We start from the raw sequence: 24435 nt of genomic DNA, 5'->3' as shown, positions 1-24435 counted from the left end.
CCCCGGGTCCGCTCGCGCTCCGCGGCCCGGGCGGCCAGCTCCCGCGCCTGCCGCTCGGCCACGGCGTACTGCCGCTGCCGCCTGGCGAGTTCTCGCGTCTCCGCCAGCCGCGCCGTCGCCGCGGCGTGATCGCCCTCAGCCGTTGCGAGGGCGATGGCGGCGATGTCGCGACGCTCGCGTGCTCCGGTACGGGCGAGGGCCGCCCACTCCAGCACACCCGCGGTGAGCCCTGGGTCGCCGGGGGCCGGGCCATTGCGCTCCGGTCGCCCCGGCCGGCTGCCGCGGGCACGCTGGTCCGGCACGGCGCGGCGGACACTGTCCGGGGCATCGTCCCGGGGGTGCGAATCCGTGCCGGGCAAGGGCGGTTCGCCAATCCCGTCGTCGGTACCGGTGCCGACGGCCTGCCGCATCCGGTGCAGGAGGCCGAGCAGCGCCTCGTCGCCCGCCCGCACTTCTTCCTGGGCGCACCTGCGCAGTCGGGCGAGCTGTTCCTCGACGGCGGCGAAGCGGCCGGTGTCGAAGAGCCTGCCGAGCAGCTTGGCACGGTCCTCGGCGCCGGCCCGCAGAAAGCGCGCGAACTCGCCCTGCGGGAGCAGGACGACCTGACAGAACTGGTCACGGCTCATGCCGGTCAGCTGGGCGATCTCCTCCCCGACCTCCTGGTGCGAGCGGCTCAGCGCCCGCCATTCGCCCGCGCGCGCGTCGTACTCGCGCAGCCAGGACGCCGCCTTCTCCCGTGTCCGGCCCGTGCCGCGCCGTTTGGGCCGCGTCTGCTCAGGTCTGCGGGTGATCTCCAGACGCCGCCCGCCGACGGTGAGGTCCAGCACGACCTCGGTCAGCGTGCCCGGTGCCGCGTGATCGCTGCGGAGCGTGCCACCGGGCTGCTGCCGGCTGCCGGGGACGCTGCTGTAGAGGGCGAAGCAGACGGCGTCCAGTACGGAGGTCTTGCCCGCGCCGGTCGCGCCGTGCAGCAGGAAGAGCCCGGCGGCGGACAGTTCATCGAAGTCGACGTGCTGGGTGGCGGCGAACGGCCCGAACGCGGTGAGGGACAGCCGGTGCAGTCTCATCGGACGGCCTCCGCCACCGCGTCCCCGGACTGCTGGGAGTGCCCGGACCGACGGCCGGTGACGGGCAGCACCCGGTCATCGGCCGTCTCCTGCGCCTCCTCGACACGAGCCGCCTCCAGCGCCTCCCCCAGCATGTCCCGCTCGTGAGGGTCGGCCGCCCGCCCGGCACGGACGTGTCCGACGAAGTCCTCGGCGATCTGCTGGTCGCTGCGCCCCCGCAGCCGCCGCGCGTACGAGACGTGGGTGCCGGTCTCCTCCCGGGCAGGGTCGAAGACGAGGCTGACGATGTGCGGAAAACGGGCTGCCAGGCGGGCCATCGGCTCCTGGGGGCGGGCCGTATCGGTGAGGGTCGCCTCGACCCACGCCCCGGCATGCCGCTCATGAGCGGGGTCGGTCAGCAGCTCCGCCAGCGTGCCGCGCAGCCGGGCCAGTGGGCGTGGCACCGGCAGGTGCAGGCGCCGCGCCGACACCGTGCCGGCCGCGTCCAGATCGATCAGCCACATGGATTTGCGGTGGCTGGTCTCGGAGAAGGAGTAGGCGAGCGGCGAGCCCGAGTAGCGCACCCGGTCGGTGATGGTCTGGCAGCCGTGCAGATGGCCCAGCGCCGCGTAGTCGACGCCGTCGAACACCGCTGCGGGAACGGAGGCGACACCGCCGACCGTGATGTCCCGTTCGCTGTCGGAGACTTCGCCGCCGCTGACGAAGGCGTGCGCGAGCACGACGGAGCGGGTGCCGCGGGGACGTCGGCCGAGGTCTGCGCGTACCCGCTCCATGGCGGCCTGGAGCACCGCGGCGTGGCCGCCGTGCTCCGCGCCCAGCGCGGCACGGGTGAGCGTCGGCTCCAGGTAGGGAAGGCCGTAGCAGGCCACCTCGCCGTGCCCGTCGGACAGCAGCACCGGCGTGCCACAGCTTTCCGGGGCGGTGCGCAGATGAATTCCGGACCGCTCCATCAGCCCGGCGCCGACACCCAACCGCCGTGCGGAGTCGTGGTTTCCCGAGATCATGACGGTGGGCACGCCCAGCTGGGCGAGGCGGTGCAATGCCGAGTCGAAGAGTTCGACGGCGGCCAGCGGGGGCACCGCCCGGTCGTAGACGTCCCCGGCGACGAGCACGGCGTCCACCCGTTCCTCCTCGACGGTGACGGCGAGGTGGTCGAGGAAGTCGCGCTGGGCATCGAGCAGCGGGATACGGTGAAAGCTCCGCCCCAGATGCCAGTCCGACGTGTGCAGCAATCTCACAGCAGCGCTCCCACCCGCACGTCAACTCTCCCCACCCTCAAGCCGGCCCGCTGTCACCTCTGGTCTATCAGCCGGCACTGACAAGCACTCACGCCACCCGCGGCACCGGGCCGCGACGTCACCCCGAGGGGAAGGACGCAGAGCCTCGGCGGCGCCCCTGAGAGGGCATCATGCGGAAGCCGCGCGAGCGCGGAAGCGGGGGTCGCGACACGGTCACCGGTGACCGGGCTGCCGCGTCCGCAGCCCCTGCATACCGCCGTCGACGGCGAGGTCGCTGCCCGTCGTCGCGCCCGACATCGGGCCGGCCAGGTAGCAGACGGCTGCGGCGACCTCTTCCGCGGCGACCAGCCGGCCGGTGGGCTGACGGGCTTCCAGCGCCCTGCGTTCCACGCCCGGATCGGGCGCCGCTTCGAGCAGTCGCCCGATCCAAGGAGTGTCCACGGTGCCCGGGTTGACGCAGTTGACACGAATGCCTTCGCCCACGTGGTCCGCGGCCATGGCCCTGGTCAGGGCGAGGACGGCGCCCTTGCTCGCGGAGTACAGGGCCCGCTGCGGAAGGCCTGCCGTGGCCGCGATAGAACAGGTGTTGACGATGGCGGCACCGCCGCCCCGGTCTGCAGCGGCGCGCCTGAGCAGCGGCAGGGCGGCGGCGCTGACGCGGGCGATGCCCGTCACGTTGACATCGAGGACGTGACGCCACTCCTCGTCGCCGTTGTCCTCCACGGTGCCCTGGGCGCCGATGCCCGCGTTGTTCACCAGCACGTCGAGGCGCCCGAAGCGCTCACCGACGGCGGCCAGTGCCCGGCGCACCGAAGCGCGGTCGGTGACGTCACAGGTATGGCCGTGCAGGGGCGCCGGGACGGGACCGGCGGAGAGGTCCAGTACGTACACCTCCGCACCACGCCGGGAGAGCTCCTGTGCGACGGCCAGCCCGATGCCGGACGCGCCTCCGGTCACCGCGGCGACCTGACCGCCGAACTCGCCTCCGAAGGGTGCCGCTTGCTGTGCCATGCGTGCTCAACCATCCTTCGTACCGTGCTGTCGGGATGCCGTCCCGTGCGCGCCGCCGGTGGCACCGTGTGCCCCTCCCCCTCCCCCTGATCGGCTTCCCCATGCGCCCGTCTAGTGACTCCCCGGCTCGTCGATCGCCTCGACCTGGCCGCCCGTGGTCCTCCCGGCCGCCAAGTCCCTGGGCCGGCCCCGCCGGTAGAGCAGGACGGTGACGAGCAGCCCGGCGGCGAAGAACCCGGCCGCCCGCCAGTACGCGGTGGTATAACCGTGCACCTCGGCGTGCGCGAGCAGGTCCGGCCTGCCCCGGTGGGTCTTCGCGTAGTCGGCCGTCGCCGTCGCCGCCGTGGTGTTGAACAGTGCGGTCCCGATGGAACCGCCGACCTGCTGCATCGTGTTGACGGTTGCCGAAGCGACTCCCTGGTCCCGGGGCAGGACACCCAGGGTGGCCAGGCTCATCGCCGAAGGCAGCACCAGACCCAGGCCGGCCCCCAGTACCAGCAGCGGCGGCAGCACGTGTGCCACGTAGCCGCTGTGCAGGCCGAGGGGGGTGAGCCAGACCAGACCGGCCGCGGCCAGCCCCATGCCGGTCGGCACGACCGGCTTCGGGCCCATACCGGGGATCAGCACGTTCGTCGACAGCTGCGCCACCAGCATGAGCGCGCCGACCATCGGCAGGAAGGCGAGTCCCGTGGTCACCGGTGAGTAGTGGAGTGTCCGCTGCAGGTAGTACGTCAGGATCAGGAAGACGCCGAACATCCCCGATCCGGCGATGAAGACGCTGACGAAGGACGCGGCGCGGTTGCGGTCACGCACCACGCGGGGCGGCAGCAGCGGGTGCGGGGCCCGCGACTCCCGCAGGACGAAGCAGGCGAGCAGCACACCGCTGGCGAGGAGAAAGCCCCAGCACCGCCGGTCGCTCCAGCTCTCCGTATCGGCGTTGGAGAATCCGTAGACGAGGCAGAAGAGCCCGGCCCCGACCAGCGTGGTGCCCGGCAGGTCGAGCCTGGGCCGCTCGTTCGGCCGGTGCCGGCGCAGGATCGCGAGGCCGCAGATCACCGCGAAGGCGGCGATGACGACGTTGACGTAGAGAGTCCACCGCCAGCTGAGGTGCTCGGTGAGCACACCGCCCAGAAGCAGCCCGATGGCTCCGCCGGACCCGGCCAGGGCGCCGAAGACGCCGAACGCTCTGGAGCGCTCCCGCGGGTCGGTGAAGGTGGTGGTCAGCAGGGAGAGCGCGGACGGCGCGAGCAGCGCACCGAACGCTCCCTGCACGGCGCGGGCGCCGACCAGTGAGGTGAAGCCGCCGGCGGCCCCGCCCAGCGCCGAGGCGACACCGAAGCCGACGAGCCCGATCAGGAAGGTCCGGCGGCGGCCGAAGAGGTCGGCCAGCCTTCCGCCGAGCAGCAGCAGGCTGCCGAAGGCGAGCGTGTAGGAGGTGATGACCCACTGCCGGCCGTCGTTGGAGAACTGCAGGTCCCGCTGCGCGGACGGCAGGGCGATGTTCACGATCGTCGCGTCCAGCACCACCATGAGCTGGGCGAGGCTGATCACGGCCAGGGCCAGCCAGCGGTGGGGCGTGTGCGGCTCCGGTGCTCCCGGGGGCGAAGTGGGTGGCATCGGCACGGACCTCCCACTCCACGGCGGAACGGCACTGGTCCGCGCGACGCGACGCGACCGCTTCGTATCCGTCACGGTAGGCGGGGCGCCACCCGCCCGCAAAAGGTCCGGCGGCCCGGCCCGGCGGCCCACGGCCGCGCCGCGGTCAGCCGGTGCTGCTGTAGATTTCGCCGCCGACGTCGAGGCGGGCCGTGCCCGCCGTGGTGTCCGCCAGCCAGCCGCGGAAGGCCTCGAGGCGGGACTCCGGCACCCCTACCTCGATGGTCACCTCGGCACCGTAGGTCACCTCCCGTACGGCACGTCCACTCGTGCGCAGGTCGTTCTCCAGCCTGCCCGCGCGCTGGTGGTCGGTGGTGACCGTGACCAGCCGGCAGCGCTGCCGGGTACGGGTGCCCACCGCGTCCAGTGCCTCGCCCACCGCGCCGCCGTACGCCCGGATCAGCCCGCCCGCGCCCAGTTTGGTGCCGCCGAAGTACCGGGTGACGACGGCGACGGCGCAGCGGATCTCGCGGCGGAGGAGCATCTCGAGCATCGGTGTCCCCGCGGTGCCGCCGGGTTCCCCGTCGTCACCGGCCTTCCGCAGGTCGCCGTCCGCTCCGATGACGTACGCCCAGCAGTGGTGGTCGGCGTCCGGGTGCTCGGCGCGGACGCGCGCGATGAACGCCCGCGCCTCCTCCTCGGTCGCGGCGGGGGCCAGCGCGCAGCGGAAGCGCGAGCGGCTGACCTCGGTCTCGTGCACACCTGCGGCGGCGACGGTCACGTACTGCTCCTGCATACGGGCACCCTACGCAGGCCCCGGCCGGGCCAGGGCCTTCCGGTGCACGGGTGCGGGAATGACCGGCCGCCGCACAGTGTTGCCCGAGCATGTACATGTACGCGGAAGCGGAGACCATCCGCAGGATGCTGACCGGCACCGGAGAGACGTGGGCCGTGGTGGGGCTGTCCTCGAACCAGGGGCGTGCGGCGTACGGGGTGGCGAGTGTGCTCCAGCGCTTCGGCAAGCGCGTGGTGCCGGTTCACCCCAAGGCGGAGACGGTGCACGGCGAACGGGGCTACGCCTCGCTGGCCGACATTCCCTTCCCGGTGGACGTCGTCGACGTCTTCGTCAATTCCGCGCTGGCCGGACAGGTCGCGGACGAGGCCGTGAGCATCGGGGCGAAGGCGGTCTGGTTCCAGCTGGGTGTGATCGACGAGGCGGCGTACGCGCGTACCCGGGCGGCCGGTCTGGATATGGTGATGGACCGCTGTCCGGCGATCGAGATCCCGAAACTGGGCTGACCCGGGCGGGGCCGGTGGGCTAGCGTCCGCCCGTGTGATCACGATTCGCGCCGCACGCCCCGCCGACGCCCCCGAACTGGTGCGGCTGCGTCGCCTGATGTTCGCCGCGATGCACGGGCGCGACCAGCCGGGGCCGTGGGAGCGGGACGCCGAGGAGATGGCGCGCCGCCAGCTGGCCGGTGAACCGCGGACGGAAGAACCGCGGTGGTTCGGCGCGTTCGTGGTGGACGGCGACGGTCCGGGCGCGCCACACCTGGCGGCGTGCGCGGTGGGCCGGGTGGAGGAGCGGCTGCCCGCACCACGGCACCCCGCCGGACGCTTCGGCTTCATCTTCAGCGTCTGCACCGACGAGCGCTACCGAGGCCGCGGCTACGGGCGGGGGACGACCGAGGCACTGCTGGAGTGGTTCACCGCCAGGGGTGTCACCCGTGTCGATCTGCACGCGTCCGTGGACGCCGAACCGCTGTACCGCGCCCTGGGGTTCACCGAGCACTCGATCGCGCTCTCCCTCGATCTGTCCCGGCGCGGCTGAGCCGAGCGGGTCTCAGGCGCCGAGTCCCTCCAGAACGACGGAGCCCGGGAGTTCGGCCAACGCCTTGCCGGGGACGATGAGTTTGCCTCGGCGGCGGCCGCTGCCGATCAGGACCCACGGCAGGTCGGCGACAGCCGCGTCGACCAGCACCGGCCAGCCCTCGGGCAGCCCGATGGGCGTGATGCCGCCGTATTCCATGCCGGTCTCCCGCACCGCGTCGTCCATGGGGGCGAAGGACGCCTTGCGCGCGTCGAGTTGCCGCCGCACCGTGCCGTTGACGTCCAGGCGGGTTCGGGAGAGCACCACGCAGCCGGCGAGGGTGCGTTCGCCACCCCTTTTGGCGGCCACCACGACGCAGTTGGCCGAGGTCTCCGACAAGCCGGCGCCGTAGGTCTCGACGAAGGCGGCGGTGTCGGCCTTGCCGGGATCGGTGTCGACGTAGAGCAGCTGCTCCGCCGGCACGGCGCCGCGCCAGGCGCGGACGGCCTCGGCGGCAGGCCCGGCGAAGTGCGGGGCCAGGGCGGCGGGGACGGCGTCGTCGAATTCTCCGATGGGTGCGCGCATGCGGCGCACGGTAACACCGTGTCGGGGACGGGAACGGCCGTCAGCGGGGTGCGGGCACGGAAACGGTCATGGTCATCTCGACGGGTTCGCCGCCGTCGTTGCGGTAGCCGTGCGGCACGTTCGACTCGAAGGTGGCCGAAGTGCCCGCCGGCACCCGGTACTCCGTCCCCTCGACGGTCAGGGTGAGCTCGCCCGCCGAGACGTGCACCATCTCGGCGGTGCCCATGGGGTGCGGGTCGGATTGGCTGCCCTCACCCGGCATCAGCCGCCAGGACCACAGCTCCAGCGGACCCGGAGCCTCCACGCCCGCGAGCAGGGTGCTGTGACTGCCCGCCTCCGTGGACCACAGCCGCACCGCCTGCTCCGCCGGCACGAGCCGCACCTGCGGCTCCTGGTCGTAGTCGAGCAGGGTGGTGATGCTCATCCCGAGGGCGTCCCCGACCTTGACCACGGTGCCCACGCTGGGGTTGGTGCGGGCCTGCTCGATCTGGATGAGCATGCCCCGGCTCACACCTGCGCGGGCGGCGAGGGCGTCCAGGGTGTATCCGAGTTCCTGACGCCGCCGCTTGAGGTTGCGGGCGAGGGACTGCGTGAGGTGATCGAGGTCCGTCACGGTCTACCGTACCGTCCAATATTTTGGATGCCAGGGTTCAGTTCGCTACACTACGATGTGCTGGACTTCCGTGTTCACCCAACTGTACTGCGAGGTACTCCATGACCGCAGTCATGGCCCTGCTCACCAGCCTGATGTGGGGCCTGGCCGACTTCGGTGGCGGCCTGCTGACCCGCCGTATGTCCGCGCTGACGGTGGTCGTCGTCTCGCAGGCGATCGCGGCGGCCGTGCTCGGCGCGGTCGTGGTCGCCATGGGCGGCTGGAGCGCGTGGGGACCGCAGCTGTGGTTCGCGGCGGCTGCCGGTGTCGTGGGCCCGGTCGCCATGCTGGCCTTCTACAAGGCGCTGGCCCAAGGGCCGATGGGCGTGGTCTCCCCGCTCGCCTCACTCGCCGTGGTGGTACCGGTCGGCGCCGGGCTGGCGCTGGGGGAACGGCCCGGCTGGCTGCAGGCCGCCGGCATCGCCATCGCAGTGGCCGGCGTCGTGCTCGCGGGCGGGCCCGAGCTGCGCGGCGCGCCCGTGCAGCGGCAGACGATCGCGCTCACCCTCGTCTCCGCACTCGGCTTCGGCGCGGTGATGGCACTGATCGAGCACGCCTCCACGACCATGGCCGGGCTCTTCCTGGCGCTGTTCGTGCAGCGCCTGTGCAACGTCGCCGTCGGCGGGGCCGCCCTGTACGTGCAGGTCCGGCGGGGCGTCCCGGCGCTCCCGGCGGAGCACGGCGCCGGTGCCGTGGTCGCGGCTCTCCCGGCGCTCGCGTTCGTCGGCCTGGCCGATGTCGCGGCCAACGCCACCTACATGCTCGCGACCGAGTACGGCCCCGTGACCACGGCCGCCGTACTCGCCTCGCTCTACCCCGTCGTCACCGCGATCGCGGCGCGTGCGGTGCTGCGGGAGCGGCTGCGGGCCATCCAGGCCGCCGGCGCGGGGCTGGCGCTGTTCGGCACCGTGCTGCTCGCCTCCGCCTGAGGGCCGCACGCCCCCGAGCGGGCTACTCCCCCTCGGGGGCGGCCAGCAGCTGCTCGGGTGTCACACCTTCGGGTACCGGCACCGGCGGCGGCGTGCGCAGCGGAGGCTGCCAGCCCCGCTCCCCCTCCCATCGCCGCACGATCCGCGCGGGTGCGCCCGCCACCACGGCGTGGTCGGGCACGTCGCCCCGCACCACCGCACCCGCCGCGACCACCACGTTCCGGCCCAGCCGGGCGCCCGGCAGGATCACGGCCCCGGCGCCGAGCCAGCTGCCGCCGCCGATCTCGACCGCGGCGGTGCGCGGCCACTGCTTGCCGACCGGCGCGTGCGGATCGTCGTAGGAGTGGTTGGTCGAGGTGATGTAGACGTACGGACCGCAGAAGACGTCGTCGCCGATGGTCACAGACGTCCTGGTGTCGGCGATGACGTGGCTGCCACGACCGAGCACGACTCCGTTCCCGAGGATGAGAACCGGATGGGGACCGAGGTCGAGGTCCGGCATCATCCCGGCCGTGAGGGTGACCTCCTGACCGATGATGCAGTGGTCTCCCAGCTCGATCCAGGGCGTACCGAAGACCGTCCCCTGCGGGAAGGCGAGCCGCGAGCCCGCGCCCAGGCGGCGGAAGGAGTACGGTCCCGGACGCTCGGCGGTGACGGCGCCCGCCTGTTGCGCCCGGCGCCAGATGCCGTGCACCGCGCGGGACACCAGCGACGCGAGCGTGTTACGGAGGGATGGCACGCCGTCACGGTAATGGGCCGGCGCACCTGTGGAGCGGACGGCCCGCTGTGATCTTCGCCCCATCCATCGCATACGGTGCCCGGAGAGGCCGGTGTGGATCCGGTCAGGAAGCGGGCGGAGACGATGGCGGAGCAGCGAGCGGTGATCGCGGGCGTGGGCGGCAAGGAGCCCACGATCGATGAGGACGCGTTCGCCGCGCCGACAGCCGTCGTGGTGGGCGACGTGACGATGGGGGCGGCTTCCAGCGTCTGGTACGGGGCGGTGCTGCGTGCGGACTGCGACACCATCACGCTCGGGCCGGGTTCCAACATCCAGGACAACTGCACCGTGCACGCCGACCCCGGCTTCCCCACGCACGTCGGCGAAGGAGTCTCGGTGGGTCACAACGCGGTGCTGCACGGCTGCACCGTCGAGGACCACGTCCTGATCGGTATGAGTTCGACCGTGCTCAACGGCTCCCGGATCGGAGCCGGTTCGCTGATCGCCGCGCACGCGCTGGTACCGCAGGGCATGCAGGTACCGCCCGGTTCGCTGGTCGCGGGCGTGCCCGCGAGGGTGAAGCGCGAGCTGACGCCGGAGGAGCAGGAGGGCATCAAGGCGAACGCCGCGATGTACCAGCACCTGGCCCGTACGCACCGCGAGGCGATGCGGCCACCGGGGGACGGCTGACCGCTCAGTCGGCCCGGTCGCCGGCCTGGACGGCACTGCGGTCGTCCTCGGGCGGCACCCGGCCGCCTTCGCGCCCGGTGCCGGCCGCGGATGCGGCGCCATTCTCGGAGGCGGGCCCGGCCGCGGAGGCGGTGCCGGGCTCCGCGGCCGCGGTGGTCTCCCGCTGCGCCTCCGCCTTCTTGGCGCGGCGCCGCAGCACGAGCATCGATCCGAGGCCGCAGAGCACGGCCAGCACCAGCCCCACCCAGGAGAAGCGCTTGAGCCATGCTTCCGCGACGATGCCGACGTAGTAGATGACAGCCGTGGTACCGCCCGCCCAGACGATGCCGCCCAGCACGTTGGCCGTCAGGAACTTCCAGTACGGCATCTTCAGCACGCCCGCCAGCGGTCCCGCGAAGATCCGCAGCAGGGCGACGAAGCGGCCGAAGAAGACCGCCCACATCCCCCACTTCTCGAACGACCGCTCGGCGGTGGCGACATGGTGCGGCCCGAAGTGCCGCGGGAACTTTCCGCCGAGCCAGGCGAGCAGTGGCTTGCCGCCCCTGCGTCCGATCGCGTAACCGATGGAGTCGCCGACGATCGCGCCGGTGGTGGCACAGGCGCCGAGGATCACGGGGTCGATGTCGCCGTGCTGGGAGGCCAGCAGCGACGCGCTGACCAGGACGATCTCACCGGGAAGCGGGATACCGAGGCTCTCCAGCCCGATGACCAGCCCCACGATCAGATAGACGCTGACGGCGGGCACGGTCTCGAGCCACTCCTGGACGTGCAACTCCACTTCCTCCCGCCGGGATCGACACGGGGCATGGATCCGGCACGCACACCCGCGCGCGTGCCCGGGGAACACGCCGGGCACGCTGCGGGGCAGCCTACTCGATATCGCGCACACCCGACCGTCACGCTGTGCGCACACCGCGGCAGTCCCACGGGTGTACGCGAGCGTGGCCCGGAGGCTGGTCAGCCGTGCGGCCGCAGGGTCCAGACGATGGTCATCTCGCCGGTGACGGCGCCGTCCTCGCGGGTGATCGCGACGTGCACCGGGAACTCCGGGCGCTCCCCCGCGTCGAGCTCGGCCAGTACCTCCGCGACGGACCGGCCGAGTTCGGCGGTGGCGGTGACGGGCCCCATGGCCAGCTTCTTGTAGCCGATCTCCGCGCGTACGGCGAGGGGCACCGCACGCGAGAGCTGATCGCCGAAGGCGGCGAGGACGACGGCGCCGCTGGCGGATTCGGCGAGGGTGAACATCGCCCCGGCGTGCGGCCCGCCGACATGGTTGTGAAAGTCGCCCTGGTCGGGCAGTGCGACCACGGCGCGGTCGGCGCCGGTCTCGGTGAACTCCAGGTTCAGGGTGCGGACCATCGGCACGGTGGCCGCCATCATCTCGCCGATCGACGGCAGGGTTTCTCCAGACATGGCCACAGGTTACCACTGAGTAACAAGCCGCGTAAGCCTCTGTCATGTACCGGCTCGGTACCGAACCGAGGGCGGCCGTGGCCGGTGTCCCGGGCGCCGCATAGGGTGCTCGCCATGTGGCCAGGACAGCAGCCGCCCGGGGGCGAGCAGAACCCGCAGCAACCCAACCCGTACCAGCAGCCGGGTTACGGGCAACCCAACCCGTACCAGCAGCCCGGGCAGGAGCAGAATCCGTACCAGCAGCCCGGATACCAGCAGCAGCCCGGGTACGGGCAGCAAGCGGGCCAGCAGTGGGGTCCGTCCACGATGCCCGGCGGACCGGGGCAGCCGCCCGGCGGCGGCAGGAAATCGACGACGACGGTGGTCGCCGTCGTCGCGGCGGTCGCGGTGATCGCCGCCTCCGCCGTCACCGCCTTCCTGGTCTTCCAGGACGACGGCGCGAAGGACGACGCGGGCGGCGACCCGGCCAAGTCCGCCAGCGCCACGCCCTCGCCGGAGCGGAGCGAGGAGAAGAAGAAGCCGGGGGGCGGCAGCGCCTCGAAGGACCCCTCCCAGCCGCTGGTGCCCGGCTGGCAGACCGTCATCAACGCCAAGCACTACTCCGCCTTCGACGTGCCCAAGACCAAGGACTGGCAGGTCGAGAGCGAGGGCACGATCACCGGCTTCGAGGACGAGAAGGGCAAGCTCCTGGTCGCGATGTCCGCACCGGCCTACTACAAGCAGGACTGGTGCGGGGGCAGCAACCGGGCCGTGGTGGGCACCAAGGGTGCCCAGGGCTCCAAGAACACCCAGGAAGCGGCCAAGATCGCCGCGTCCAACTTCGCGATCGCCGGGTACGACCAGAAGCAGAAGGGCACCCTCAAGGAGTCCGGCTCCAAGCCCTTCAGGAACAAGCAGGGCATCAAGGGGCACATCGCCACGGCAAGCATCACCGGTGTGCCCAAGGAGAGCAAGTGCTCCGCCGACGGGAAGGTGGTCGCCGTCTCCTGGCTGAACGCCGATGACAACCTGTCCATCTGGGTCTTCCTCACCGACGCGAACGTGAAGGACGAGGTGCCGGCCGCCACCGTCAAGAAGATGGCGGGCAGCCTGCGCACGTACGGCGAACCCGGCGAAGGGGATCCGCGCGGCTGATCACACGCGGCGCCGGTGAGGACGCGCCGTGCGTCAGCCGAGCGTGAAGGCGCCGGGCGGCGGCTCCGGCGAGGGCGAGGCGGCACCGTCCTGAACCGGAGCCACGCCGTCGGTGAAGCGTGCCAGCGCGGCTCCGTGCTCGACTCGCGCCGGGAAGACGTCCGAAGCGGTGCGGCGGGCGAGTTCGGCGACGGGCAGCGGGTCGTGTGAGGCCACCAGGACGGTGTTGCCGAAGCGCCGGCCACGGAAGACGGCGGGCTCGGCGATAAGGCACAGGTGCGCGAAGAGGGTGCCGAAGGTGGCCAGCTGGGAGCCGGCGAAGCGGAAGGGCGCGGTGTCGGCGAGGTTGGCGACGTACCTGCCGTGCGGGCGCAGCACGCGGCAGGCGGCCCGCGCGTAGGAGAGCGTGGTCAGGTGTGCCGGTACCCGCACGCCGCCGTAGACGTCGGCGATCAGCATGTCCGCCGAAGCGGTCGGCGCGTCGTCGAGGAGGGCGCGGGCGTCCCGCACCTCGACGGTGACACCGGAGCCGGGCGGCAGCGGCAGGTACTCCTCGACGAACGCGAGCAGCGCCCGGTCGGTGTCGGCCACCCGCTGGCGCGATCCGGGGCGGGTGGCGCTGACGTACCGGGGCAGGGTGAGCGCGCCGCCGCCGAGATGCAGCACGTCCAGGGGAGTACCGGGCGGTGCCGCGGTGTCCAGGACGTGGGCCATGCGGCGCGCGTACTCGAACTCCAGGTGGGTGGGATCGTCCAGGTCGACGTACGACTGAGGCGCGCCGTCGACCGTCAGCAGCCAGGCGCGGTCGCGGTCGATGTCGGGCATCAGCTTCGCGGTGCCGTGGTCCACGGCCCGCGTCACGGGTATCGGCTCCTCGTCCACCGTCCCATTGTGCGGGGTGACGCGGCGCGGGTGGCATGCCGGGCGGCCCGGACGAGCAGCCTCGAAGGGGCCGCAGGTCCGGGCCGCCGGCTCACTCCTCGCCGACCTCCGTCACGGTGCCCGCGCCGACGGTGCGGCCGCCTTCGCGGATGGCGAAGCCGAGACCGGGCTCCAGCGGCACGGCGTGGCCGAGTTCGACCGTGAGCGTCAGGGTGTCGCCGGGGAGGGCGACTCCGTCCTGCTCCAGGGTGATGTCGCCGACCACGTCCGCGGTGCGCAGGTAGAACTGCGGCCGGTAGCCGCTGTGCACCGGGGTGCGGCGGCCGCCGTCGGCCGTGGACAGCAGGTAGACCTCCGCCGTGAAGCGGCGCCGGGGGGTGACGCTGCCCGGCGCCGCGACGATGTGGCCGCGGCGCACGGCGTCGCGTGGCATGCCACGCAGCAGCAGCGCCACGCTGTCGCCGGCCTGCGCCTCGTCCATGGGCTTGCCGAAGGTCTCGACCCCGGTCACCACGGTCACGGTGTCCGCACCGACCACCTCCACCCGGTCACCGACGGCCACCCTTCCCCGCTCGACCGCCCCGGTGACGACGGTGCCGCGTCCGGTGATGGTCAGCACGTTCTCCACCGGCAGCAGGAAGGGGGCGTCGAGAAAGCGCCGCGGAAGGGGGACCCAGGTGTCGACCGCGTCCAGCAGCGCCTCGATGGCACCGGTCCAGCGCGGGTCGCCCTCCAGTGCGCGGAGCCCGGAGACCGGTACGACGGGGAGGCTGTCCCCCTCGTAGCCGTGCGCGGTCAGCAGCTCACGTACCTCCAGTTCGATCAGCTCGGTCAGCTCCTCCTCCCCCGCGTCGGCCTTGTTCAGGGCGACGACGACGTGCTCGACGCCCACCTGCCGGGCGAGCAGCACGTGCTCGGCGGTCTGCGGCATCACCCCGTCGACGGCGGAGACGACGAGGATCGCCCCGTCCAGCTGGGCGGCGCCGGTCACCATGTTCTTGATGAAGTCGGCGTGGCCGGGCATGTCGACGTGGGCGTAGTGCCGGGTGCCGGTCTCGTACTCGACGTGCGAGATCGTGATGGTGATGCCGCGTGCCGCCTCCTCGGGCGCCTTGTCGATGCGGTCGAAGGGCACGAACGCGCCGGCGCCGCGGTCGCTGAGGACCTCGGTGATGGCGGCGGTCAGCGTCGTCTTGCCGTGGTCGACGTGACCCATGGTGCCGATGTTGAGGTGCGGCTTGGTGCGCACGTATGCCTGCTTGGGCATGGTGATCTTCCTCGTCAGCTGCGCGCCGTCTCGGTGCGCGCGGTGGGAACGGGACCCCGGGGCCTGGCCGACCCTCCCCCTGCGGGGTCCTCGGTGCCATCCGGGAAGGGTCAGCCTCGGGCGCCGTCGGCGGCTGCGGCGAGGTGCCGGCAGAACGGGGAAGCGGCAGCCCCCAGCGCGTCCGCTGCCGCGGACGGTGCTGTGTGGAGGGTCTGCCGGAACATGTCCTCGATCCTGGCGCCCCGGGCGGACGGCGTCGAGTGATTTTCCCGGTCCCGCGCGGGCCCTCGCCGCGCCGCCGGCAATCCGGCGAAGCCGCCGCTCGGAAGGGGTGCCGGGGAGTACGGTTGCTGGCCGCGCGGCGGCGGGCGACGGCTCCGGGCGGCGGGGGCGGAGCCCTCTCACCCGGCGGAACGACACTTTCGTCGGTTACGCTCCCCACGTGCCCGTCCCCGCCAGGCAGCCAGACGGACTCCCCACCCGTCTCGCCCAGACGCTGCTCTCCCCCAGATCCCGCCTCGCACTGCTGCTGTTGCTGCTGTGCGCCGCGGCGACCTCGATGCTGATCTACGAGCCGCAGCGGCTGGTCACCCACGGCCTGCCGGAGCAGCTGTCCGGCGGCGTGGCCGGCTTCCTCTTCACCGTTGCCTACGGGCTGTGCACGGCCGCGTTCGTGCCACGGCCCGTGCTCAACGTCGCGGCGGGCGCCCTGTTCGGCACCCAGGCCGGCACGGTCTCGGCCGTCATCGGCACGGTGATCGGCTCGGGCATCGCCTTCGGCCTCGGCAGGATGCTGGGCCAGGACGCGCTGCGCCCCCTGCTGCGGGCCCGCTGGCTGACCGCGGCGGACCGGCAGCTGAGCCGCCACGGCTTCCGCTCGATGCTCGTGATCCGGCTGCTGCCCGGCGTCCCCTTCGCCGCCTCCAACTACGGCGCCTCGGTGTCCCGCATGAGCTGGACCGCGTTCCTGACCGCCACCGCGCTGGGGTCGGTGCCCAATACGGCCGCCTATGTGGTGGCGGGCAGCCACGCCACCGCCCCCACCTCTCCCGTCTTCCTCGCCGCCTTCGGCTTCATCGCGCTGTCCGGTCTCGGCGGTGCCGTCATCGCCTGGCGCAAGCGCGCCCTGCTGCGCGGTGCGGCGCCCCGGCCGTAGCCGCCCGGAGCAGCAGCCGCCGTCCGTCCCGGCCCCTTCCGTAGCGTCGATCCCGTCGCTGTAGTGTGCTGCGCGTGATCAAAGGCGCAGGGACCACGAGGCGGGGTGCGGGCCGGTGTCTGTGATAGCCCCTTCGTCATCGCCGGTCTGCGCCAACGCAGGTCGGGAGCATGACTGTTGACGGGACGGGTCTGAGCAGATGTCGTGGTTCGAAGCGTTCGTTCTTGGACTCGTCCAAGGGCTGACCGAGTTTCTGCCGATCTCCTCCAGCGCGCATCTGCGGCTCACCGCGGCCGTCGCGGGGTGGCAGGACCCGGGTGCGGCCTTCACGGCCGTCATCCAGATCGGGACGGAGGTGGCCGTCATCATCTACTTCCGCAAGGACATCGCCCGCATCATCTCCGCCTGGTTCCGTTCGCTCTCCGACCGCGGCATGCGGCGCGACCACAACGCGCAGCTGGGCTGGCTGGTGATCGTCGGCTCGATCCCGATCGGCGTGCTGGGTCTCGCCTTCAAAGACCAGATCGAGGGCCCGTTCCGTGATCTGCGCCTGATCGCCACCACGCTCATCGTGCTGGGTGTCATCCTCGGCGTCGCCGACCGGCTGGCCGCCCGCGACGCCGCTCCCGGACCCGGCGGCCCGGGCGGGGGATCCTCCGGCGGCGGACGGCACCGGGTGCGCCGGGAGCGCAAGACGATCGAGGAACTGACGGTCAAGGACGGTCTGCTCTACGGCTGCGCCCAAGCGCTGGCCCTCGTCCCGGGCGTCTCCCGGTCAGGTGCCACCATCAGCGGCGGCCTCTTCATGGGCTACACCCGCGAGGCCGCCGCCCGCTACTCGTTCCTGCTGGCGATCCCGGCCGTACTGGCCTCCGGGCTGTTCGAGCTGAAGGACATCGGCGAGGGGCACGTCTCCTGGGGGCCGACGATCTTCGCGACAGTCCTCTCCTTCGTAGTGGCGTACGCGGTCATCGCCTGGTTCATGCGCTTCATCTCCACCCGCAGCTTCATGCCGTTCGTGATCTACCGCGTGCTGCTCGGGACCGCCCTGCTCGTGCTGGTCGCCACCGGCGTCCTGAGCCCCAACGAGGGCGCTTCCGGCGTCGGCGGCAAGTCCGGGGGCTGACGCCGGTGGCTGACTCCGGGCATCCCCCTCCACTGCCGGGTGTATGAGGAGCGTCAGGGTGTACTGCCGTGGTCGTACGGCGGGACTCACCCGGCAGACGACGACACCGGCCCGGTCGGCGAGGCATCGTTGATGGCATGAACCACAAGCGCATCGCCCACCCGGTCCGGCCGTGAACGCGCTGCTCGCGGCAGTGCTGCTGTCGCTGGTCTCGGCCGTGTGCTACGCCACCGCGGCCATCGTCCAGGAGCGGCTCGCGGCCACCACCGCGCCGAGCCGGTACGGATTGCTGCGCTCGGCCCCCTGGTGGGGGGCGGTCGCCCTGAACAGCCTGGGCGCACTGCTGCACGTGGGCGCGCTGGGGCTGGGGCCGCTGACCGTGGTCCAGCCGCTGGGGGTGCTGACCCTCGTACTCGCGGCGCCGCTTGCCGCCGTGCTGGTGAAGCGGCCGGTCAGCCGGGCCGCGTGGCAAGGCATCACTCTGGTCTCGGCGGGACTCGCGGGACTGCTGGTACTGACCGGCTCGGCGACCTCACGCGCGCTGAACGGTGCGGAGCAGCTGACCCTGGCGGGTGCCGTGGCGTGCGTGCTCGCGCTGCTGCTGCTGACGGTCACGACCGCCGGGCGGCGGGTGCGGCTGCTGCGGACGGTGTCGCTGGCGACGGCGGCGGGCGTGGCCTACGGTGCGTCGTCGGTGTTCGTCAAGACGGTGGCGGACAGCTGGCAGGTGACCGCTCTGGTCATGACGGTGCCGGCGGTGCTGCTGATCGCGGTGCTGGCGGCGGGCGGCCTCGCCGCTTCGCAGGCCTCGTACCGGGGCGGCGGTCTGGCCACCCCGCTGGCGACGACCACGGTGGTCAATCCGGCCTTCGCCGCGGCCGTGGGAATCGTGCTGCTGGGCGAGGGGTTCCGGTACGGGCCGCTCGGGATCGCGGGCGCCCTGGTCGCAGCCGTCGTCACGGTCTGGGGCCTGGTCGTCCTGGCGGCGGACAGCACCGGGCAGCGGATCGGGATCACCGCCGCTCGGCAGGTTCCGGCAGAGGGCCCGGGCCCGGTCGTGATCCGCGCACCGGGCCGGCTGTCCGGCGCGGTGCACGAGGCAGCCGGACGGGTGCCCGCGGCCCTGCACCCGAGAGTGCCGACCTCCAAGCACTGACGCGCCGGGCCGGCGGGGCCGGGCCGTCAGCCGCGCGCCGGCTGCTCGCCTGACGGGTCGGCGTACGGGACACGGGCGATCTCCCGGATCCCACCGAGCGTGGCCCACTCGTTCTTGCCCATCCGGGCCAGCGGGCGCATCCTCCTCACCTCGGGGTGACCGTCGACGATCACGTCATCGGCGACGGAGGCGTGCACGACGCGGCCGAAGACGACGGTGGAGTCGCCGAGCCGTACGGTGCTGTGCAGCACACACTCCAGGGCGACCGGTGAACCGGCCACACGCGGCGGTTTGACGCGGGTGCTGGGCTCCCGCTCCACGCCGACCGCGTCGAACTCGCTGACGCCGCGCGGGAAGTCGGTCGCCGTGGCGTTGATCTGCTCGAAGAGCTGCTCGGGTGCGAGGCTGACGACGAACTCCCGGGTGTCCTCGATGTTGCGCAGCGAGTCCTTGCGGCCCACCGAGGAGAACTGGACGATCGGCGGTGCCGCGCAGGCGATCGTGAAGAAGGAGTGCGGGGCGAGGTTGTCCGTGCCGTCCGCCGTGGTGCTGGAGACCCAGGCGATGGGGCGAGGCACGACCACCGCGGTCAGCAGCCGGTAGAAGTCGTTGCGGGACAGATCGCCGGGATCGAAATCGGTGCGCATGCCCAGCAGTATCCACCCGGGGGCCGGCCGGCCCGAAGCGCCGTCGACCGGTCCGGCCCCGGGCCGGACTCAGTGGGAGTGGCGGGGCACCCCGTCGCCGCTGCCGCCGGTCAGGAAGTCGAGGTCGGCGCCGCGGTCGGCCTGCATGACATGGTCGGTGTAGAGCTTCTGCCAGCCTCGGCTGGGTGCGGTGTCCGGTGGGGCGGCGGCCGCGTGTGCCTCGGCGCGGGCGGCCAGTTCGGCATCGTCGACGCACAGGTCGAGCCGGCGGGCCGGCACATCGAGTTCGATGAGGTCTCCGGTGCGTACGAGCGCGAGGGGACCGCCGACGGCGGCCTCAGGGGCGACGTGCAGCACGCAGGTTCCGTATCCGGTGCCGCTCATTCGCGCGTCGCTGATCCGGACGACGTCCTCCACGCCAGCCTCGAGCAGCGACTTGGGCACCGGCACGTTGCCCACCTCGGGGAAGCCGGGATAGCCCTTGGGCCCGGCGTTGCGCACGACGATGACGGTGGAGGGGTCGACCGGCAGCTCCGGGTCGTCGGCCACCGCCGTGTAGTCCTCGACGCGGTCGAAGACGAGCGCACGCCCGCGGTGGGTGAGCAGCTTCGGATCGGCCGCCGAGACCTTGATGACCGCGCCGTCCGGGCACAGGCTGCCGCGCAGAACGGCGGTACCCGCCCCGGCCGGCATGAACGGCTCGGCCATGGTGCCGATGACCTCCCGGTTCCAGCACTCCGCACCGGCGATCTCCTCACCGATCGGGCGGCCGGTGACGGTGAGTGCCTCGCCGTGGATGAGTTCGCCCAGTTCGCGCATGACCACGGGCAGGCCGCCCGCGTAGTAGAAGTCCTCCATCAGGAAGCGGCCGGAGGGCATCATGTCGGCCAGCACCGGGACAGCGGCGGTCAGTTCGTCGAAGTCGTCGAGTTCGAGCGGCACGCCGGCCCGGCCGGCCAGGGCCAGCAGGTGGACCACGGCGTTGGTGGAGCCGCCGAGCGCGGCGTTGACACGTATCGCGTTCTCGAACGCGGACCGGGTGAGCACCTGGGAGGGCCGCAGGTCCGCCTCCACGAGTGCGACGGCCTGTCGGCCGGATGCCTGGGCCAGTGCGTACCGGCGTGCGTCGACGGCCGGGATGGCCGCACCGCCGGACATCTGCATCCCCAGCCCCTCGGCCACACAGGCCATGGTCGAGGCGGTGCCCATCGTCATGCAGTGGCCCCGGCTGCGCGACATGCAGCCCTCCGCCTCCCGCAGATCCGCTGCGGACAGCTTCCCGGCCCGCATCTCCTCGCTGAGCCGCCACACCGCGGTGCCCGAACCGATGTCCCGGCCGCGGAACTTGCCATTGAGCATCGGACCGCCGGTGACCATGATCGAAGGGATGTCGACGCTGGCCGCACCCATGAGCATGGCGGGGGTCGTCTTGTCACAGCCGGAGAGCAGCACGACACCGTCGAGCGGATTGGCCCGGAGGGTCTCCTCCACCTCCATGGCCATCAGGTTGCGGAAGAGCATGGTGGTGGGCCGCATCAGCGTCTCGCCGAGCGACATCACGGGGAACTCCAGCGGCAGCCCGCCCGCCTCCCAGACTCCTCGTTTGACGGCTTCGGCGACGTCCCGCAAATGAGCGTTGCAGGGGGTGAGTTCGGACCAGCTGTTGCCGATGCCGATGACCGGCCGGCCGTCGAACACTTCCGGGCCGAATCCCTGGTTGCGCATCCACGACCGGTGGATGAAGCCGTTGCGGCCCTCCGCACCGAACCAGGCGGAACTGCGCCGGGTGCCGTCGCTGTCGCTCATCTTCACTCCCTGTGCTCGTCACTTCCCTGCCGCCCCGAGGACCGACCTGAATGACGATCTTGAGGTCCCCCGGGCGGTCCGGTCAACGGCGCGGCACGGCGGACGGCGAGGGCGGTCCGTCCCCCTTGCCGGTGCCCCACCGGGAGGGCTTGGGACCGAGCCGGAAGGAGAGGGAGCCCCCGCGCCGGATCTCGTCCGTGCTGATCCAGGTACGTGAGAGGTCCGAGCCGCCGAGCGAGGCCGACTGTATGTAGCGGCCGGTCCCGCCCTTGCCCTCGGCGTTGATCGTGAAGCGCCCGCTCGGGTACCAGTCCCGGTCCAGGTTGAGCTCGACTCGTTCGAAGGCGGGCCTGTTCAGCGCCCAGGTGTCCGTGCCCGGGTTGGCCGGGAAGACGCCCATGGCGGAGAGCACCATCCAGGAGGACATGGTGCCCAGGTCGTCGTTGCCGGTGACGCCGTCGGGGGCGTCGGTGAAGAGGCAGAGCGCCGCGTCGACGACGTCGGTGGTCTTCCACGGTGAGCCGGTCGAGAGATAGGTGTACGGGGCGATGAGGTCGTGCTCGTTCTGCGGGTTGTAGGTGTCGGAGTCGTAGTAGTCGTACGGGCCGTTGACCCACTCCTCCCGGGAGGTCTTCTCCGGATCCTCCCGCAGCCGGTCGTAGGCGAAGAAGGAGTCGAGGCGCTCTTCGGTGGCGTCGCGTCCGCCGATCAGGGACATCAATCCCGGCACGTCCTGGGGCACCATCCACGTGTACTGCCAGGACGTGCCTTCCTGGAAGCCCTTGCTCCGCGCGGGGTCGGCCGGTCCGGCGAACTTTCCGCCGCTCTCGCGGGCGCGGAAGAAGCCGGTGTCCGGGTCGAAGACCTTGCGGTAGTTCCGGGACCGCTTCTCATAGCGCGCGGCGTCGGCGTCGTGCCCGAGATCGCGGGCCACCCCGGCGAGGGCGGCGTCGGCGGCCGCGTATTCGAGGGTGGCGGAGGCGCTGTGCCGGTAGTCGAGGCTGGCCGGCTTCGGCTTCGGCTTATCCGGCTCATAAGGGACATACCCGTCCCTTATGTACTCCTTGTTGGCCATGCGGCCGACGTAGGGGGAGTCCTTCGGCGGTACGCCGTCGGCGTTCTTCTTCAGCGCACGGTAGGTCTCCTCCTCGTGCCCCTTCAGCAGTCCCTGCTGGTAGGCGTTGGCGAGGAAGGGGGTGGCCGGGTCGCCGGCCATGATGTTCGTCTCGGTGGTGCCGTAACCCCATCTGGGCAGCCAGCCGCCCTGCGCGTCGACGTCCAGCAGGGAGAGCGCCATGTCGCGGGACTCGCGCGGCGCGACGAGCGCGAGCAGCTGAGCCTGGGTGCGGTAGGTGTCCCACAGGGACCAGTTCTGGTAGTAGGTGTGGCCCTTGGACCGGTGGATCTTCCGGTCCCAGCCGGTGTAGCGGCCGTCCACGTCCTCGCCGGTGTTGGGGTGCAGGAGCGCGCGGTAGAGCGCTGAGTAGAAGACCCGGCGCCGCTTCTCGCTGCCGCCGCTCGCCTTGACCTGGCCGAGGCGCTCCGCCCAGGCCTTCCGTGCCGCGCCGCGGGTGTCCTCGAAGGAGCGGCGGCCCTCGGCGGCGAGGTTGCGGGCGGCGCCGGCCGCGTCGACGTAGGACAGGGCTGTCACCGCCTCGACGTCACGGTCCCCGTCCCGGGTGTCGAATCGGGCGTACGCGCCACGCCGGCCGCCCCCCTGGCTGGCGTCACCGCCCTTGGTGACCTTGTCACCGCTCCAGGTGCCGTGCGAGTCGAAGGGCCGGTCGAAGCGGGTGACGGCCCAGACCTTGTACGGCTTGGTGCCCTGGCAGAAGCCGCTGCCGGTAACGGCCGTGGCCACGGTGCGGTCATCGAGGACGCGCACCGAGCTGTCGGTGACCTTGTGCAGTGCCTGCCCGGAGTTGAGCAGCACGTTCGCCTTTCCGGTCGCGGGAAAGGTGTAGCGCTGGTGGCCGGTGTGCCGGGCGGCGGTGAGCTCGGCGGTGGTACCGCCGTAGTCGTCGAGCGAGACCTTGTACGAGCCGGGTCCCGCGCTCTCCCGCTCGTGCCGGAAGGCGGAGGCGTACTCGGCGTTGTCGGTGCTGGTGATGTCGCCTGTGGTGGGCATCACAGGCAGGTCGCCGCCCATCCTGCAGCCGACGCCGGAGAGGTGGACCGCGGAGAACCCGCGGATGCTGTCCTGGTCCCAGTCGTAGCCGGTGCTGCTCCCGGTGTCGGGAGAGAGCTGCACCTTGCCGAACGGTACGGCGGCGCCCGGAAAGGTGTTGCCCTCGTTCCGGGTGCCTATGAAAGGATCGACGAGATCGATGGGAGCCTTCGCCGGTCCTGCTTCCGCATCCGTTCCGACGGTGCACCCTGGAGTGGGCGGGGACGCACCGACCAGCCCCGCGCAGAGCGCCGCCCCGGCCAGGCCCATGAGGGTCCGGATCCGTTTCGCTCGTACCACCGAGAGCCTCCGCGACGGGGACAACGTTGTCGAGCGGTCAGCGTCGTCAGCTCCCCTTGTTCTGTCAATGTTCCAGGTCACAACGGACCGTCCGTCCCGGTTCCCCACCGTGCATGCGCGCTTCCGCACCGGGGAAACCCTCCGCACAGTTGGTGATCCGTCGACGGGACGAGGGGGGGACGCATGGCCGCAGCGCCGGAGTCCCGGTGGGTACGCAGGGCGCTCGCGGTCGGAGCGGGCGCCCTGCCCGCGCTCGCGTTCCCCGAGCCCGCACTGTGGTGGCTGGCCTACCCGGCGCTGGTGCCCTGGCTGCTGCTGGCGCGGTCCGCCGGCACGGGCCGGCAGGCGGCGGTGACCGGCTGGCTCGGTGGGACGGGGTTCATGCTGGCCGTGCACCACTGGCTGCTGCCGAGCCTCCATGTCTTCATGCTCCTGCTGACCGCGCTGCTCGGACTGCTGTGGGCACCCTGGGGCTGGCTGGTGCGACGCCTGCTGCACGGGCGGCCGGGCGCGGGTCGCCTCGCGGCGGCCGTCGTACTGGTGCCCGCCGGCTGGCTGATGGTGGAACTGGTCCGCTCCTGGGAGTACCTGGGCGGCCCGTGGGGGCTGCTCGGCGCGAGTCAGTGGCAGGTGCCGCCCGCCCTGCGGCTGGCATCGGTGGGCGGGGTGTGGCTGGTCAGCTTTCTGCTGGTCGGCGTGAACACGGCGCTCGCGGCGCTGATCGCGGTGCCCGCGGCCGCGCAAGAGCCGAGCCGCGTGACGGCCACGGCCGACATGGTCGAAGCCGCGAGCGCGCTGCTCGCGACGGTTGCGGGCGGCCCCGGCGGCACCGAGGCGTTGCTCGGCTTCGACAAAGGCAAGAACCTGGCGCTCGAGCTCGACGACGAAGCGCGGCAGGACTGGGCGTACTGGCCCACCGAGCGCGTGGGCGTGCCGCTCGACCTCATGACGGGCGAGCAGCGGCGCCTGACGCACGCATTGCTCACGTCGCTGCTCTCCGCGCGCGGCTATCTCAAGGTGATGCAGCTCATGCAGCTCGAGCAGATTCTCGGGCTGCTCGACACGGCGGGCTTGCCGCGCGGCGT

At 72.1% G+C, this 24435-nt stretch carries 24 protein-coding genes; 9 read left to right on the top strand and 15 right to left on the bottom strand.

The window, feature by feature from the left end; all coding sequences use genetic code 11:
* The 5 genes from ACRDP3_RS02185 to ACRDP3_RS02165 form a co-directional block, all read right to left on the bottom strand.
* Positions 1-1067 (bottom strand): AAA family ATPase (locus ACRDP3_RS02185; protein ID WP_431515076.1); only part of this gene is annotated, 1067 nt, incomplete at its 3' end.
* Complete coding sequence (locus tag ACRDP3_RS02180) at positions 1064-2305, bottom strand: exonuclease SbcCD subunit D (RefSeq protein ID WP_431515075.1); 1242 nt, start codon at positions 2303-2305, stop codon at positions 1064-1066. The genes ACRDP3_RS02180 and ACRDP3_RS02185, both read right to left, overlap by 4 nt.
* A 213-nt stretch (positions 2306-2518) precedes the next feature.
* Entirely contained in the window at positions 2519-3316 is a 798-nt protein-coding gene (locus ACRDP3_RS02175) for an SDR family NAD(P)-dependent oxidoreductase (protein ID WP_431515074.1), read from the bottom strand.
* Between the two features lie 111 nt (positions 3317-3427).
* Positions 3428-4933 carry a DHA2 family efflux MFS transporter permease subunit gene (locus ACRDP3_RS02170; protein WP_431515073.1) on the bottom strand — a complete coding sequence of 502 codons (1506 nt, stop codon included), beginning with the start codon at positions 4931-4933 and terminating at the stop codon, positions 3428-3430.
* 145 nt (positions 4934-5078) lie between these two features.
* Complete coding sequence (locus ACRDP3_RS02165; RefSeq protein ID WP_431515072.1) at positions 5079-5708, bottom strand: YigZ family protein; 630 nt, start codon at positions 5706-5708, stop codon at positions 5079-5081.
* Positions 5709-5803: 95 nt separating this feature from the next.
* Here ACRDP3_RS02165 and ACRDP3_RS02160 point away from each other — a divergent pair, with 95 nt between their 5' ends.
* Both ACRDP3_RS02160 and ACRDP3_RS02155 read left to right on the top strand, forming a co-directional pair.
* Positions 5804-6211, top strand: a complete 408-nt coding sequence (locus ACRDP3_RS02160) for a CoA-binding protein (RefSeq protein WP_431515080.1) — start codon at positions 5804-5806, stop codon at positions 6209-6211.
* A gap of 34 nt (positions 6212-6245) precedes the next feature.
* Positions 6246-6743 (top strand): GNAT family N-acetyltransferase, encoded by a 498-nt coding sequence (locus tag ACRDP3_RS02155; RefSeq protein ID WP_431515071.1) that lies wholly within the window; start codon positions 6246-6248, stop codon positions 6741-6743.
* 12 nt (positions 6744-6755) lie between these two features.
* Here the strand turns inward: ACRDP3_RS02155 and ACRDP3_RS02150 are convergent, their stop codons facing one another.
* Together ACRDP3_RS02150 and ACRDP3_RS02145 are read right to left on the bottom strand one after the other, a co-directional pair.
* The gene (locus ACRDP3_RS02150) at positions 6756-7307 is read right to left on the bottom strand and encodes a YbaK/EbsC family protein (RefSeq protein ID WP_431515070.1); all 552 of its coding nucleotides are present in this window, start codon (positions 7305-7307) and stop codon (positions 6756-6758) included.
* 40 nt (positions 7308-7347) lie between these two features.
* Complete coding sequence (locus ACRDP3_RS02145) at positions 7348-7920, bottom strand: helix-turn-helix domain-containing protein (protein ID WP_431515069.1); 573 nt, start codon at positions 7918-7920, stop codon at positions 7348-7350.
* Positions 7921-8021: 101 nt separating this feature from the next.
* Here ACRDP3_RS02145 and ACRDP3_RS02140 point away from each other — a divergent pair, with 101 nt between their 5' ends.
* Positions 8022-8888, top strand: coding sequence for an EamA family transporter (locus tag ACRDP3_RS02140; protein ID WP_431515068.1), 867 nt, complete (start codon positions 8022-8024; stop codon positions 8886-8888).
* Positions 8889-8910: 22 nt separating this feature from the next.
* Here ACRDP3_RS02140 and ACRDP3_RS02135 read toward each other — a convergent pair whose 3' ends face one another.
* Complete coding sequence (locus tag ACRDP3_RS02135) at positions 8911-9690, bottom strand: acyltransferase (protein WP_431515067.1); 780 nt, start codon at positions 9688-9690, stop codon at positions 8911-8913.
* Between the two features lie 60 nt (positions 9691-9750).
* On the opposite strand from ACRDP3_RS02135, the gene ACRDP3_RS02130 reads away from it, so the two are divergent.
* Positions 9751-10296 (top strand): gamma carbonic anhydrase family protein, encoded by a 546-nt coding sequence (locus tag ACRDP3_RS02130; protein WP_431515066.1) that lies wholly within the window; start codon positions 9751-9753, stop codon positions 10294-10296.
* A 4-nt stretch (positions 10297-10300) separates the two neighbouring features.
* Here ACRDP3_RS02130 and ACRDP3_RS02125 read toward each other — a convergent pair whose 3' ends face one another.
* The gene (locus ACRDP3_RS02125) at positions 10301-11068 is read right to left on the bottom strand and encodes a DedA family protein (RefSeq protein WP_431515079.1); all 768 of its coding nucleotides are present in this window, start codon (positions 11066-11068) and stop codon (positions 10301-10303) included.
* 185 nt (positions 11069-11253) lie between these two features.
* A complete protein-coding gene (locus ACRDP3_RS02120) occupies positions 11254-11709 on the bottom strand; it encodes a DUF4442 domain-containing protein (protein WP_431515065.1) in 456 nt (151 codons plus the stop codon).
* 114 nt (positions 11710-11823) lie between these two features.
* Between ACRDP3_RS02120 and ACRDP3_RS02115 the strand changes: the two genes are divergently transcribed.
* Entirely contained in the window at positions 11824-12843 is a 1020-nt protein-coding gene (locus ACRDP3_RS02115) for a hypothetical protein (RefSeq protein WP_431515064.1), read from the top strand.
* A 33-nt stretch (positions 12844-12876) separates the two neighbouring features.
* Here the strand turns inward: ACRDP3_RS02115 and ACRDP3_RS02110 are convergent, their stop codons facing one another.
* Both ACRDP3_RS02110 and tuf read right to left on the bottom strand, forming a co-directional pair.
* On the bottom strand, positions 12877-13668 hold the full coding sequence (locus tag ACRDP3_RS02110) for a spermidine synthase (protein ID WP_431515078.1): 792 nt from the start codon (positions 13666-13668) through the stop codon (positions 12877-12879).
* A gap of 148 nt (positions 13669-13816) precedes the next feature.
* Positions 13817-14992, bottom strand: coding sequence for an elongation factor Tu (tuf, locus tag ACRDP3_RS02105; RefSeq protein WP_431515063.1), 1176 nt, complete (start codon positions 14990-14992; stop codon positions 13817-13819).
* Positions 14993-15434: 442 nt separating this feature from the next.
* Here tuf and ACRDP3_RS02100 point away from each other — a divergent pair, with 442 nt between their 5' ends.
* From ACRDP3_RS02100 to ACRDP3_RS02090, 3 genes are all read left to right on the top strand, one after another.
* A complete protein-coding gene (locus ACRDP3_RS02100) occupies positions 15435-16148 on the top strand; it encodes a TVP38/TMEM64 family protein (protein WP_431515062.1) in 714 nt (237 codons plus the stop codon).
* Between the two features lie 199 nt (positions 16149-16347).
* Positions 16348-17274, top strand: a complete 927-nt coding sequence (locus tag ACRDP3_RS02095) for an undecaprenyl-diphosphate phosphatase (protein ID WP_431515061.1) — start codon at positions 16348-16350, stop codon at positions 17272-17274.
* A 172-nt stretch (positions 17275-17446) separates the two neighbouring features.
* On the top strand, positions 17447-18430 hold the full coding sequence (locus ACRDP3_RS02090; protein WP_431515060.1) for a DMT family transporter: 984 nt from the start codon (positions 17447-17449) through the stop codon (positions 18428-18430).
* A gap of 26 nt (positions 18431-18456) precedes the next feature.
* Here the strand turns inward: ACRDP3_RS02090 and ACRDP3_RS02085 are convergent, their stop codons facing one another.
* From ACRDP3_RS02085 to ACRDP3_RS02075, 3 genes are all read right to left on the bottom strand, one after another.
* On the bottom strand, positions 18457-19077 hold the full coding sequence (locus ACRDP3_RS02085; protein ID WP_431515059.1) for a flavin reductase family protein: 621 nt from the start codon (positions 19075-19077) through the stop codon (positions 18457-18459).
* 69 nt (positions 19078-19146) lie between these two features.
* Positions 19147-20883, bottom strand: a complete 1737-nt coding sequence (locus ACRDP3_RS02080; RefSeq protein WP_431515058.1) for an IlvD/Edd family dehydratase — start codon at positions 20881-20883, stop codon at positions 19147-19149.
* An 82-nt stretch (positions 20884-20965) separates the two neighbouring features.
* Positions 20966-23320 carry a GH92 family glycosyl hydrolase gene (locus ACRDP3_RS02075; RefSeq protein WP_431515077.1) on the bottom strand — a complete coding sequence of 785 codons (2355 nt, stop codon included), beginning with the start codon at positions 23318-23320 and terminating at the stop codon, positions 20966-20968.
* A 213-nt stretch (positions 23321-23533) separates the two neighbouring features.
* On the opposite strand from ACRDP3_RS02075, the gene ACRDP3_RS02070 reads away from it, so the two are divergent.
* The coding region (locus ACRDP3_RS02070; RefSeq protein ID WP_431515057.1) for a DUF3500 domain-containing protein at positions 23534-24435 on the top strand (902 nt) is incomplete at its 3' end.

This window comes from Streptomyces sp. (assembly GCF_050698815.1).
Lineage (GTDB): Bacteria > Actinomycetota > Actinomycetes > Streptomycetales > Streptomycetaceae > Streptomyces.
Note: the sequence above shows the minus strand (reverse complement) of the source record. Positions and strands in the feature narration are given on the sequence as shown.